14 protein-coding genes are annotated in these 12,819 nt (G+C 31.5%); 1 reads left to right on the top strand and 13 read right to left on the bottom strand.

Annotated elements, in window-relative coordinates; genetic code table 11:
* The first annotated feature begins 134 nt into the window (after positions 1-134).
* Complete coding sequence (locus tag NH341_RS01500; RefSeq protein WP_167712542.1) at positions 135-1,010, top strand: hypothetical protein; 876 nt, start codon at positions 135-137, stop codon at positions 1,008-1,010.
* Positions 1,011-1,036: 26 nt separating this feature from the next.
* Here NH341_RS01500 and atpG read toward each other — a convergent pair whose 3' ends face one another.
* The 13 genes from atpG to NH341_RS01565 form a co-directional block, all read right to left on the bottom strand.
* Positions 1,037-1,897: an ATP synthase F1 subunit gamma gene (gene atpG / locus NH341_RS01505; protein ID WP_047788152.1), complete on the bottom strand. Its 861-nt coding sequence runs from the start codon at positions 1,895-1,897 to the stop codon at positions 1,037-1,039.
* 62 nt (positions 1,898-1,959) lie between these two features.
* Positions 1,960-3,540, bottom strand: coding sequence for a F0F1 ATP synthase subunit alpha (gene atpA, locus NH341_RS01510; RefSeq protein WP_047788151.1), 1,581 nt, complete (start codon positions 3,538-3,540; stop codon positions 1,960-1,962).
* Between the two features lie 21 nt (positions 3,541-3,561).
* Positions 3,562-4,119, bottom strand: a complete 558-nt coding sequence (atpH, locus tag NH341_RS01515; RefSeq protein WP_253055524.1) for an ATP synthase F1 subunit delta — start codon at positions 4,117-4,119, stop codon at positions 3,562-3,564.
* Between the two features lie 7 nt (positions 4,120-4,126).
* Positions 4,127-4,624, bottom strand: a complete 498-nt coding sequence (locus tag NH341_RS01520) for a F0F1 ATP synthase subunit B (protein WP_047788149.1) — start codon at positions 4,622-4,624, stop codon at positions 4,127-4,129.
* Between the two features lie 88 nt (positions 4,625-4,712).
* The gene (gene atpE / locus NH341_RS01525; protein ID WP_028891526.1) at positions 4,713-4,901 is read right to left on the bottom strand and encodes an ATP synthase F0 subunit C; all 189 of its coding nucleotides are present in this window, start codon (positions 4,899-4,901) and stop codon (positions 4,713-4,715) included.
* 45 nt (positions 4,902-4,946) lie between these two features.
* Positions 4,947-6,068, bottom strand: coding sequence for a F0F1 ATP synthase subunit A (gene atpB / locus NH341_RS01530; RefSeq protein ID WP_047788369.1), 1,122 nt, complete (start codon positions 6,066-6,068; stop codon positions 4,947-4,949).
* Positions 6,069-6,192: 124 nt separating this feature from the next.
* The gene (locus NH341_RS01535) at positions 6,193-6,573 is read right to left on the bottom strand and encodes a DUF6168 family protein (protein ID WP_073182425.1); all 381 of its coding nucleotides are present in this window, start codon (positions 6,571-6,573) and stop codon (positions 6,193-6,195) included.
* Positions 6,566-6,796 (bottom strand): AtpZ/AtpI family protein, encoded by a 231-nt coding sequence (locus NH341_RS01540; protein ID WP_159488822.1) that lies wholly within the window; start codon positions 6,794-6,796, stop codon positions 6,566-6,568. Before NH341_RS01540 ends, NH341_RS01535 begins: the two co-directional genes overlap by 8 nt.
* Positions 6,765-7,172 (bottom strand): polymer-forming cytoskeletal protein, encoded by a 408-nt coding sequence (locus tag NH341_RS01545; RefSeq protein ID WP_047788147.1) that lies wholly within the window; start codon positions 7,170-7,172, stop codon positions 6,765-6,767. Before NH341_RS01545 ends, NH341_RS01540 begins: the two co-directional genes overlap by 32 nt.
* Positions 7,173-7,191: 19 nt before the next feature.
* Complete coding sequence (locus NH341_RS01550) at positions 7,192-9,423, bottom strand: tetratricopeptide repeat protein (RefSeq protein WP_239178358.1); 2,232 nt, start codon at positions 9,421-9,423, stop codon at positions 7,192-7,194.
* A 94-nt stretch (positions 9,424-9,517) separates the two neighbouring features.
* Positions 9,518-10,213 carry an ABC transporter ATP-binding protein gene (locus NH341_RS01555; protein WP_253055525.1) on the bottom strand — a complete coding sequence of 232 codons (696 nt, stop codon included), beginning with the start codon at positions 10,211-10,213 and terminating at the stop codon, positions 9,518-9,520.
* A 20-nt stretch (positions 10,214-10,233) separates the two neighbouring features.
* Entirely contained in the window at positions 10,234-11,706 is a 1,473-nt protein-coding gene (locus NH341_RS01560) for a DUF5687 family protein (RefSeq protein WP_253055526.1), read from the bottom strand.
* A 114-nt stretch (positions 11,707-11,820) separates the two neighbouring features.
* Entirely contained in the window at positions 11,821-12,813 is a 993-nt protein-coding gene (locus tag NH341_RS01565; protein WP_073182420.1) for a DUF4837 family protein, read from the bottom strand.
* Positions 12,814-12,819 lie beyond the last annotated feature (6 nt).

The raw sequence follows: 12,819 nt of genomic DNA on the forward strand, positions 1-12,819 counted from the left end.
AATCGTTTGTTTTTATTAAAATTAATTATATAATAACCTGACTAACATTAACCTAACTATTCTTTTATAGTTTACTAATCTTATTTTAACAAACTACATATCCTCTATTTTTACTTTTGTTTAAACTTTACTTTATGAGTACTAAAACCCTTCTTTCTTTTTTAAAAATTTCTTCTTTTTTTATTTTTTCCGGTAGAGCTTACCAGCATTTATTTTGGGATGCTCCATACAGAAGTTTCTTTTGGGACCAACACTTATTAGAACCAGTGATTAATTTTGTTTTTGACGTTAGTTGGCAGTCGTATGTTACAAACCTAAATACAGATTTAGCTATCCAAATTTTAACTAGAAGTATTGGTGTTTTATACTTAGTATGTGCAATCATTTCAATAATAATAAATGAAAATTCAAAAAAATGGATGCGTTGTATCTTAAAATTAGGTGTAGTAAGTTTAATTTTTTTAGCTTTAATGATTACCAAGAATAAGTTTTTTCACCTTATAATGTTTTTTGAGCACACTATTCAGTTTGGAGTTCCTATTGCTTTATTATATTTCTTAAAACACAAAAACGCACTTCTTTTACTTTTTTATCTTAAAGTTTTTATCGCCCTAGCTTTTATATGTCATGGAATGTACGCTATTGGTATTTTTTATCCATTACCTGGTAATTTTGTTACTATGACCTTAAACATCTTACCTGTACAAGAAGAAATGGCTAAAAACCTATTATTCGTAGCTGGTGTTTTAGATTTTATCATTGCTATTGCTATATTTATTCCCAAACTTTCAAAACCAGTCCTGCTATATGCTTGTTTTTGGGGGGGTGTAACTGCTTTGGCTAGAATTTTTAGCGCTTTTCACTATGATTTTTCTTTGAGTATTATGCACCAATACTTATACTTAACAATATATAGGCTTCCTCACGGGTTGATTCCTTTATTAGTATACTTATATCTATATAAGAATAGCTTAGAAAAACAAAAAGGTCAAAACTTAAATAAGCTTTGACCTTTTAAATGATTGAAAATATTATTCTAGTTATTTAAAGCTTCTGCCCCACCAACTATTTCTAAAATCTCGTTTGTAATTGCAGCTTGACGTGCTTTGTTATAAGTTAATAATAACTCATCACGTAATTCTGTTGCATTATCTGTTGCTTTATGCATTGCAGTCATACGAGCACCGTGTTCGGCAGCAAATGAATCACGAATTGCTTTGTATAATTGCGTTTTTAATGACTTAGGAATTAATTCTAAAATAATCTCCTCTTTAGAAGGCTCAAAAATATAATCTAAATTAGCATTTGTTTCTCCTTCTATAGGTTGAATTGGCAAGAATTGTTCTACTTGTGGTATTTGAGTCGCTGCATTTTTAAATCTGTTGTAAATGATTTCTATTTTATCGTAAGAACCATCTACAAATAAATTCATTAACTGTTCAGCAACTTCAGCAACGTTATCAAAAGTTAAGTTATCAAAAATATCGTTTCTATTTTCTACAACGGTGTAATCTTTTGATAGAATATCGTTTCCTTTTTTACCAATTGTTAATAATTCAACAGCAGTATTATTATATTTCTCGTTAATTGTTTTAACTGTTTCTTTAATGATAGATGAGTTAAAACCTCCACATAAACCTCTGTTTGAAGTTATAGTAACTAACAATACTTTATTTACTTCTCTTTCTGTTGAATATACTCCACCTGCATCGCTATCTAATGTAGCACTTAAGCTTTGTAATAATTCGGTAAGCTTAGATGAATACGGACGCATTGCTGTAATTGCATCTTGAGCTTTTTTCAACTTTGCAGCCGATACCATTTTCATGGCAGAGGTAATCTGCATTGTTGATTTAATCGAAGTAATTCTGTTACGTATTTCTTTTAAGTTTGCCATTTAATTGAACTTAAAATTTATAAAACCCCCGTTGTAAAACGGGGATGCCTTTTTTGTTTTTATTAAGCTGAAAATTTAGCTGAAATTTCTTTAGCAGCGTCTCTTAAAGTATCAATTACTTCATCAGTTAATTTCCCTGCTTTTAAAGTATCTAAAGTATCTCTATGCTTCGCATTTAAGTACTCTAAATAATCTTTTTCAAATTCTTTTACCTTGTTTACAGGCACATCTTTTAACAAGTTCTTAGAACCTGCATAAATAATAGCTACCTGATCTTCTACAGTATAAGGATCGTTTTGAGCTTGCTTTAAGATCTCTACGTTACGCTTACCCTTTTCAATTACATTTAAAGTTGCAGCATCTAAGTCAGAACCAAACTTAGCGAATGCTTCTAATTCACGGTACTGAGCTTGATCTAACTTTAGTGTACCAGATACTTTCTTCATTGATTTAATCTGAGCCGAACCTCCTACACGTGATACAGAAATACCTACGTTAATCGCTGGACGAACCCCTGAGTTGAATAAATCAGACTCTAAGAATATCTGACCATCAGTAATCGAAATTACGTTTGTTGGAATATATGCTGAAACGTCTCCTGCTTGAGTTTCAATAATTGGCAATGCAGTCAAAGATCCTCCTCCTTTTACTTTAGATTTTAATGATTCTGGTAAATCATTCATATCTTTTGCAATAGAATCATCAGCAATTACCTTAGCAGCACGTTCTAATAATCTTGAGTGTAAATAGAATACATCCCCTGGGTAAGCCTCACGCCCTGGAGGTCTTCTTAATAATAAAGATACCTCACGGTACGCTACTGCTTGCTTAGATAAATCATCATAAACAATTAAAGCTGGTCTACCAGTATCACGGAAATATTCTCCAATTGCAGCTCCTGCAAATGGTGCATATACCTGCATAGGTGCAGGGTCAGATGCATTTGCAGCAACGATAGTTGTATATGCTAACGCTCCTTTTTCTTCTAACATGTTAGCAATTGCTGCTACTGTTGAAGCTTTTTGACCGATAGCTACGTAGATACAGTACACTGGTTGTCCTGCATCATAAAATTCTTTTTGATTTAAGATAGTATCAATAGCAACAGTTGATTTACCTGTTTGACGGTCTCCAATGATTAACTCACGTTGACCACGTCCTACTGGAATCATTGCATCGATAGATTTGATACCTGTTTGCATTGGCTCAGTTACAGGCTCACGGAAGATAACTCCTGGTGCTTTACGCTCTAAAGGCATTTCAAAAGTTTCCCCTTCGATTGGTCCTTTACCATCGATTGGTTGCCCTAAAGTGTTAACAACACGTCCTACAATTCCTTCTCCAGCTTTTAAAGAAGCAATTCTTTCTGTACGTTTTACAGTAGATCCTTCTCTTACTGAAGTAGAAGCTCCTAATAATACAACACCTGCATTATCCTCTTCTAAGTTTAATACGATACCTTCTAATCCGTTATCGAATTCTACTAATTCTCCGTATTGTACGTTAGATAATCCATAAACACGTGCAATACCATCACCTACTTGTAATACAGTCCCTACTTCATTTAATGAAGCTTTAGACTCAAAATTTGTTAATTGTTCCTTTAAAATTGCTGATACTTCAGCTGGTTTAATTGCTGCCATCTTATTTCTTTTGATGTATAATTAAATTTTTGGAATGTAATGACCGTTGTCAAACTCTCTCCTTAACTCATTAAATTGACTAGAGATACTTGCATCATACTGCACATCTCCAACTCGTAAGATAAATCCTCCTAATATCTCTGGATTTACTATATTCTCAATACTTGCATTGTTTCCTGTAAGGGCTACAATTTTAGCTTGTATTTTATCTTCTAACTCTTTTGTTAAAGCTACTGCGGTTGTAACTCTGGCAATTTTTGTGTTCTTATAGTGATCATATATAACTGCATATTGCTTAGCAATAGGGTCTAACATCACCATACGCTTATTTTCCTCTAATAAATTAAACAACCCTTTTACTATGTTGTCTACTTTATCTCCAAAAAGTGCATTTAAAACTTTACGCTTATCTGCAGCTTTAATTACAGGACTTTTAAGCATAACATCTAAATCAGCGCTTTCGGCAATTGTATCTACGATTAACTTCATGTTATCATTTACTAAAGCTTTATTTCCTGATTCTTTAGCTAAATTTAAAATTGCTTTGGCGTAACGTAATGCTGCTCTTGATTCTTTCATCTACTGATTAGTTTAAAGTAACCTCTTCTAACATTCCTTCCACAAGCTTTAATTGTTCATCTTGTGAAGCTAATTCTTTTCTTACTACCTTTTGAGCTATTTCGATAGATAAGTTACCTACTGTTTTCTTTAACTCAGCGATAGCTGCTTGTTGCTCTTGTTTTATTGTAGCTTTTGCATTATCTATCATTATAGTAGTCTGATCCTCTGCTTCTTTTTTAGCATCAGCTATAATTTTATCTTTTATCTCACGAGCTTCTTTCATCATTGCATCTCTCTCTGCTCTGGCTTCTTTTGCTAATCTTTCGTTATCCGCTTGCAAGTTTTGCATTTCCTTACGTGCATTTTCTGCAGCATCTAAAGCACCTTGAATCCCTTCCTCACGCTCATTTAACGCATTTAAAATAGGCTTCCATGCAAACTTTGCCATTATAAAGATTAATAAAGCTAAAATTACTAGTTGCATAAAAAACAACCCTACAGAAAAGTCATTAAATATTCCCATTATTATATATATTTTTGTGTGTTTTTGTTTAATTGTGTAAACAATTCCTGCAACCAACCGTTACAGGAATTTGTTTGTTTTTTGTTGCTTATCCTAAAAGTAAAGCACCGAATGCTAAACCTTCTAATAATGCTCCAATAATAATCATTGCAGTTTGGATTTTACCAGCAGCTTCTGGTTGACGAGCAATAGCTTCCATTGCACTACTACCGATTTTCCCTAATCCTAATCCTGCTCCGATTACGATTAATCCTGCTCCAACTAAATTAAGTGTCATAATAATTGATTTATATATAATTAAACAAATTTTTGATTCTAGTTCTTAGTGATGGTCATGTTCTTCTACCGCCATACCAATAAATAACGATGATAACATGGTAAAAATATAAGCTTGTAGAAAAGCTACCAACAACTCTATAATAGTTAAAAACAAGGTTAAAAAGAAAGAGATTCCTGTTGCTCCCGCTGTTCCAAACTTTGCTTTTAATAAAATCATTAACGCTGCGATACCCATAACTACTGAGTGTCCTGCGGTAATATTCGCAAACAAACGCACAAATAAAGAAAATGGCTTAGTTAACATACCCAACACCTCAATTGGTGCTAATACTAATTTCATTAAGACTGGCACACCTGGCATCCAGAAGATATGTTTCCAATAATCTTTATTTCCGCTAAATTGTACGATAAAAAATGTAAATAAAGCTAAACAAACTGTTACTGCTATTTGACCTGTTACGTTAAAACCTAACGGGGTTAATCCTAATAAGTTTAAAACCCAAATAAAGAAAAACACGGTTAATAAGAACCCCATAAATTTACGGTAATGTTTCTCTCCAATATTAGGACGTGCAATTTCATCTCTTACATATAAAACTAAAGGTTCTAGTATACGTGCTACACCTGTTGGTATTGGCCCTTTTTTGTACCCAGAAGCCAAACTTCTAAATCCAAAGAACATTAACAAACCTGCTAAAAACATACCAAACACACTTTTGGTAATAGACAAATCCAATACTTTCTGTGCGTTAGTAGCATGATGCTCCTCATCAAAAGCAACCACTTCTTCACCCGCATTTAATTCATATATTTTACTATGTATTTTCACCAATTTCACATCACCTGCATCCACAACCAATGTACCATCATCGTTATGATGAAATTTTGACGACATGAAAAACTTAATTCCTTTAGTAGTTTTCACTATAACGGGCAATGGAAAGCCTATATGCTTACGCTCTCCTGCATCATTCGTATATGAAAACAAGTTAAAATCATGAGAATCTGCCAAGTGATGCTTAATATAAGCATCTATTGACTCTTTAGTGTTAATTCTACCACTATCATTAGAAGTTGTATCGTCTCCACCTGCAAATGCAGTTAACGATGAAAACACAAGTGTTAAAAGTGTTAAAAACTTGATAGTTTTGTTTGCTACCATCATACCTTTACTAAATATAGATTTTGGGTCTGTAAATTTCGGTGCAAAGGTACACATTTAATTAAAACTACAAACCCTTTTTTTGCTTAGTTTTAAAGAACACCACACATCGTCATAAACAACTCATCTATTTAGTGTTAAGTATTTTTGACAACGCTACAGTTTCGATAGCTAAAAACACCATAATAGGAATTAATAAGGTTGCTTTTTCTGGGTTTGTTAACCCTGCTTCTGAAAAAATACTCTTTTGGAATAGTAGAATAAAAATTCCGAATTTTACCATTAACATTCCTAAATATAAATATCCTGTTTCATTTGGTAAATATCCAAGTACCCATTCTATTAAAGAATAAATTAAAATAGTTGCTATTACATTAAAACAGTATACTTGTAATACAGAAAAAGAAAGTGTTACACCCGCATTAGAAAGCAAAAAACTGTTTAAAAAGAAGCCTCCTATACCTAAAACTAATATAATAGAAGAAAATACTAAAATTCGTTTACTCATTATTGTCGGTTATCTTAATTACTTGGCGTATTACAGAGTAAATAGCACCAAAAACTGCTGCAAGTGTACAAATTTTTACGTAAAGTTGGTTGTCGTTTGGATATTTTTGGTCTAACCATTTACCTAGCAAACTTCCTAGGTAAATAGTTAATCCCATTTGAAGTGCGATTCCTGTGAATCGTATGTATTTATTAAGCGGTTTTTTCTTTGAGTCCTTGCTCATTTTTATTTAGTTCTTTTACCGCTCCTTTCATGGCACAAGTGGCATTAAATTCTGCTCCTGGTTCTACAGATAATTTTCCTATAATTACATCACCATTAATATTTGCTGAAGATTTTACTGTAAGAGTGTTTGAAACAAAAAGCTCTCCTGAAAACTCTCCTTCTATATCTGCATTAGTACATTCAACTTTTCCTTTAATTAAACCAGTATTTCCAATTATTACTCTTCCTTTAGTTTCTATGGTTCCTTCTAATATTCCATCTATTCTAAAATCTCCTTCTGAAATAATCTCACCTATTATTTTAGTGTTTTTTCCTATAATGTTTCTCTCTGCAACTTTGTTTTCTCCTGTTTTTTTACTCTCTTTACCAAACATATTCGGGGAATTTAAGGGGTTATGCTTTATTTAATAGTTCTATAATTTCTTTTGCTTTTTTACCTTCTTGAGTAGTAGCATAACTAACTGCAACAAACTCTAGCGCTTTTTTATAGGTCTCTTTATCTTGATATTTACCTATCGCCAAGGCTTTTAGAAGTGCGAATTTAGGGATTAAATTTGAATTTTTTAGTGTACTTGAAAATTTATCTATTTCACTAACGACCTCTTCAAATTTATTTTCTTTATATAAATAATATATTTCTTTATACTTATTTAAAACCTGATCTTCTTTCTTCTTTTTAACAAGTTTTTTATCTGGGTTTAAAATTATTTGAGCAAAACTTGTTTCTGGATACTTTTCTAGGATAATGTTCTTATAATCATTTGACTTAGCTACATTTCCTTGCTTTTTATATATTTGATACAAGTGGTAACTTATTGGCAATTCCAACTTATTATTTATACTCACCTGTCTTAAGCGTTCTAGGTTTTTAATTGCTAGTGTAGTGTTTGTAAACTGCTCTTTATAAATTAGTCCTAATTGATATAATGCATCATTTCGCTCTTTTACAAGGTCATTAATTACATTGTCATCAGTTGGTATAGCTTCAAGATATGTTGAAAGCTCATATCTTTTGTTGATTTTTTTTCCATTAATATCATCAGACACATCTTCTGTGACGCTAATAGATTTGTCTGATAATCGCCAGTTATCTTCTAGAGGGCGTGTTCCCCATATTTTTTGAAAATCTGCTCTTCCAAACCCTAATGCTTGAGTATTGTAAAAGTACCACTTCCCTTTATTTGCACTATTATTTATAGATACACCGCCTCCAAAACCATTTCCAAAGTTCTGAGCATTGAGCATTTGTTGTCTTTTTTCTTCGTCTTCTTTCTTTATTTTTTCTATATATGTCACAAAAAAAGAAGTTCTTTCATCTAGCGTCATTCCAACTAAACTAAGAATACTGTCGTTATTTTTAACAGTTTCCTCATATTTTCTTAAAGTTGTTAACCCTTTACTCTTTCTACGAATTCTACGAATTCTTTTTTCTTGATCAAACTCTTTGGAAACCACCTGCAATACGCTATCATAATATGAGCCTGCTAACAAATAATTCTCTTTTTCAAAAGCTATATTTGCCAAGCGTTCATACGCATATGTTTTTTGGTAATTGTTGTTATGCTTCGCTTGTAAAGATTTTTTATAATATTCTGCTGCCGCTTCAGGATTATTTCTCCCTTCTTGAATCACCCCTGCTTGGTAGTATAACTCGTTTAAAAACTTGCGGTTATCAGAGTTTTTAATCAGTTTTCTTAACCTTGCCAACATTAATATTGATGTTGAATCATTTGGAGTATTTTTAGCAAGTTCAATATTTGCTCGAATACGGAACTTGTCTGGTGCTCTTTTAAATTCTGATAATCTTCGAAACACCATTCTTGCTGAATCTTTTCTATCTAATTCGCTGTAAACCTGACCTAACACAAACATATTTCTTGCTGTTTGCTCTTTATTGTAACGTGTTTTAGTTGCTAATTTTAAATAATCTACCATTTTTTGAATGGTATCGGTTTGTTCATATGCCATTGCCATGGCTGTATAAGCTTGTTCTTTTACCGTTTTATTTATTTTTTCTTTCTCATCTAAAACATCTAATAACAACATTAATGTTTCTATAGCTCTTTTTTCATTACCTAGACGAATATTTGTTTTCGCCCTCCATATTTTTGTTTCATAATTTAAATTTGCTTTTGGATAATTAACTATTACGTAGTTAAAGGCTTCTAATGCTGGAATAAAACGCTGGGTATAATATCTTGATTTACCTAACAATAAATAAGCGTCATCTATCTGGCTATTTTTTTCATAGCCATTAATATTCATTGAATGTGTTTGAACGGCTTTTATTGCTTTTTCTTCTGCTTTTTCAAAAGGAGTTAGGTTTTTGTCTTCTTCACTCTCTTCAGTATTAAATCCTGTACCTGGTGTAAGTACTTTCGTAGCTAACTTACTTTCATCAAAAGTTATAGGTTCTATTTGTAAGCGTTTCCAGAAATTGTCTTCGTGCTTTTCTTGAATTTCTTCAAGTCCTTTTAAATACGCTTGCTCTCCATTAAAAAGCACATTGTATTTAGTAGTAACGGCATGGTAACTTCTATTCAAAAAAGCATCCTTTTTAACACTACACGAATACACGATAGTTCCTAAAACACTGAATACTATTATCTTTACCCCTTTTTTCATATACTATTACTTTTACAGTACAACAACGTAATAATTGCATTTTTTGTACGTAAAGAGGTAAAAATAATAATTATAAGGTGATTTTTACCTTGTTTTATTCAGAAAAATAGCTTTCTAGCTCTTTTAAAGTTTCTTGTGATGTATTTATATCTTTTACAACATTTCCTTTATCTAAGACTACGATACGCCCACACACCTCAGTTACGTGACTTAAATCGTGACTAGAAACTAGTACAGTTACATCATTATTTTCTGTAAGTTTTTTAATTATTTTTTTTAATCTAATTTGTGTTGTAGGGTCTAAGTTTGCAAAAGGTTCATCTAAAATTATCACTTGTGGATTCCCCATCATTGCAGCTACAATACCTACTTTCTTTTGATTTCCTTTACTTAAGCTTCGTAAGTATTTTTTCTTTCCTAAAACCTCTTCATTAAAAAACTCATCAAACTGAGCTAAAAAAGCTTTTACATCAGCTTTATTCATCCCGCGTAAATCTCCAACAAAATCAAAGTATTCTTCAGGTGTTAAATATCCTATTAAAAAAGTTTCATCTATAAACGACCCTGTAAATGTTTTCCAGTTCTCACTTTTATTTACAATTACTTCATTATTTACAATCCCTCCTGTAGTTGGTCTAATTAAATCTAATAACAGGTTAAACAAAGTTGTTTTTCCTGCTCCATTATTCCCTACTAACCCAAAAGCTTGTCCGCTTGGAATATTCAACTCTTCTATGTTTAAAACTTGTGTACTTCCGTATGTTTTTGAAATATTATGTATAGATATCATTTTGTTTAGTTTTTGGTTAGTTATGATTTTTGGCTGAATGCATGTATTACTGCGTACTTACTTTTAATGTATCTTTTTTCTATAAAGTTCATAAAGTAATTTTTGAACGCTAATGCTAGTACTCCTGCAATAGCAATTGCTAAAACTCCTGCATTGAAACTCACAAACTTGTTGAAAACCCAGAATAAGAACATAGGAATTCCGATTATGGGAATTATGATTAAAAAATGGGTTGCACTGGTTCCTTGATAATTTGAAAACCCACTTTTATTTAGGTCTATACGTTTTCGGTTAAAAGAACCTGCAAATAACAAAAAGAGCGAGTTAAAACCAATATTAAATATTGCTCCTGCGGTTATCATTAAAAAAATATTTACTCCATAGAAATAAGCATAAGGAATACTCAATAGGTATAATGCTCCTGACATTACAACCATTAAATACCATTTACTTTCTAAGAATTTTCGGTAACGAATATTTTGACTCATAAGCATGTTGTAATACTCACTATCCCACGCAGGAATAAATTGTCCATAATTTATCGTAAAACCTCCTGTCACAAAAATTGCTGCAAAGACTAAGAAAGCAGGCATTTTTTCTCGATATGTTTCTTCTCCAAAGAAAATAGTTCCGTAAAAAAGAAATATAAACGACATAAAAAATACTGTTTTGGTACGTTTATTCCTCCAAATTTGACGAATATCATTTTTAATAAATGGCGCGACATCTCCTAATCTATCAACAAAAGATAAGTCTGATTCTTTTGCTACTTCTTCTTTACTTTTTATAGCGTCATCTAAATATGCTTTTTCTCTTAATAATTTAAAGTTTATATAATATAAACCTATCAATAGAACCACTCCTATTAATGCAAAAGCAGGAAGGTTATATACTGATTGAAAAATAGGAGCAAACACATCATTTACGTTAAACAGCTGGTATTTATTTCCAAAAAACAATATTGCTAGTACAACAATCATTACTCCTAGTGCATAATTGTTTTTATTTATTAAAAAATTTACGTAGTTAGCACTTAACACTAGCATAACCATTAAAAACAACCATCCTAAAACCCCTATAATATCATAGCCTTGACCTATTAATACTATTGAAAAAGGCACATAAAAAAACAACGGCATTATATTGAAGAATGACACTGCTGATTTTCCTAATACAAAATGGACTAACTTTTCTTTTTTTATCGGTAAGTTTAGAAACGGCTTAATGTTTAGTACTGGTAATTTTTGCATTAAGTAGCGAAAAATTAAATCTCCAAGTAGTAAAAAAACAAGAAATCCATTCACAAAAAAAAGTGGATCTGTATTTGGGTATTCTTTTTTAATGAAAAAATACCCTCCTATTCCTATCATTAAAAATGAAACTAGCATATACAATGCAAAAAAGCCCATGATAATTTTTAATGCAATACTTTTTCCGAAATAAGAAGAGCGAAAAAACTGCTTCCACTCTAACTTTAAAAAATGTGCAATCATTTGGTTTTGTATTTGGTTGATTATCTTATTTGTCTTTTTCTACAACTTTTTGTTACATAAAAAAAGCATCAATTTTTAAATTGATGCTTTTCTACCGTTGTTATGATTTATCTTTTATTTTATTTTTAAAGATTTTGCTATTGCTTCTAACTCAAATATAAAATCTCTTTTATTTACTGAAGGTGCATAAGTAAAGCCTTCAAAAACAAGAACACGGTTGTTTTCTTTATCAATTATCGAGTAATTAATAAACGGTCCTGCCATAAAATCATTCTTTACTTCCCATTTACCTCTAGTTTCATAAGCTTTTCTTCCATCAATTTCTGCATCGAAAGTAAATGGTGTATATGCTTGTTCGGTAATCATGTGCATTCCTTCTTTACTTCCTGGAATATATTTTTTACCAATCGTATCGCGCATTCTTGTTATATTATCTTCTACTTTGCTTTCATCTTCTAATGGATAACTATACACTAAAATATTGTTGGTTCCATCTCCTCTTGCTATTCCGCTTTTTAAGTGTTGACGTAACCATAAAAAGTCTCCCGTATCTTCAACAAGTTTAAACCTTTCAGGAATGGTTAATGAAATACCTAATTTTTTTATTGTTTTGAATTGGCTTTCGTCTAATTTCTCTTTTTTAAAAATGTTTTGAGTAAATTTTACATCTTCATCTTTAAATAATTTAATAATCTCTTTTCCTCTGTTGCGAATCAAGTCAACCAAAGCTCCTTTACTTTTAGCTGTTGCATAAACTAAAATTTGAGGTTCAGCATATTTGTTTTTTTCTACTGCTATTTTTTCTTTTTCTCCTTCTCTAAGAATCAAAACAGCTCTTGCATTCCTTATAAAACCTTTAAATCCTATAGGGTCTATTTGTCCTACTGAAAGTAATGTTTCAGGCTGTGGTAATCCTACCTGATGCTCCCCAAAAACAGAGCGAATTTCGTCACCAATTTTACCTTCCCAATCATTTCCTTTAATTACTACTAATATTTTATTAGTATTTCCATTTGATGTTGGTAAAACATAGTCGCTTTTCTCTCCTTTATTTTTACACGAAACTGTTATAAAAATCAGGGCAAATAATGCTATTAGTTTATTCATAGTTTG

The organism is Tenacibaculum sp. XPcli2-G (assembly GCF_024124505.1).
Lineage (GTDB): Bacteria > Bacteroidota > Bacteroidia > Flavobacteriales > Flavobacteriaceae > Polaribacter > Polaribacter mesophilus.

Coding starts and splice junctions, on each gene's coding strand:
- NH341_RS01560 (WP_253055526.1), bottom strand. CDS start 11,706: ATGATTGCACATTTTTTAAAGTTAGAGTGGAAGCAGTTTTTTCGCTCT.
- NH341_RS01540 (WP_159488822.1), bottom strand. CDS start 6,796: ATGAGCAAGGACTCAAAGAAAAAACCGCTTAATAAATACATACGATTC.
- NH341_RS01565 (WP_073182420.1), bottom strand. CDS start 12,813: ATGAATAAACTAATAGCATTATTTGCCCTGATTTTTATAACAGTTTCG.
- NH341_RS01520 (WP_047788149.1), bottom strand. CDS start 4,624: ATGGGAATATTTAATGACTTTTCTGTAGGGTTGTTTTTTATGCAACTA.
- NH341_RS01550 (WP_239178358.1), bottom strand. CDS start 9,423: ATGAAAAAAGGGGTAAAGATAATAGTATTCAGTGTTTTAGGAACTATC.
- atpE (WP_028891526.1), bottom strand. CDS start 4,901: ATGACACTTAATTTAGTTGGAGCAGGATTAATCGTAATCGGAGCAGGA.
- NH341_RS01535 (WP_073182425.1), bottom strand. CDS start 6,573: ATGAGTAAACGAATTTTAGTATTTTCTTCTATTATATTAGTTTTAGGT.
- NH341_RS01500 (WP_167712542.1), top strand. CDS start 135: ATGAGTACTAAAACCCTTCTTTCTTTTTTAAAAATTTCTTCTTTTTTT.
- atpA (WP_047788151.1), bottom strand. CDS start 3,540: ATGGCAGCAATTAAACCAGCTGAAGTATCAGCAATTTTAAAGGAACAA.
- NH341_RS01545 (WP_047788147.1), bottom strand. CDS start 7,172: ATGTTTGGTAAAGAGAGTAAAAAAACAGGAGAAAACAAAGTTGCAGAG.
- NH341_RS01555 (WP_253055525.1), bottom strand. CDS start 10,213: ATGATATCTATACATAATATTTCAAAAACATACGGAAGTACACAAGTT.
- atpH (WP_253055524.1), bottom strand. CDS start 4,119: ATGAAAGAATCAAGAGCAGCATTACGTTACGCCAAAGCAATTTTAAAT.
- atpG (WP_047788152.1), bottom strand. CDS start 1,897: ATGGCAAACTTAAAAGAAATACGTAACAGAATTACTTCGATTAAATCA.
- atpB (WP_047788369.1), bottom strand. CDS start 6,068: ATGATGGTAGCAAACAAAACTATCAAGTTTTTAACACTTTTAACACTT.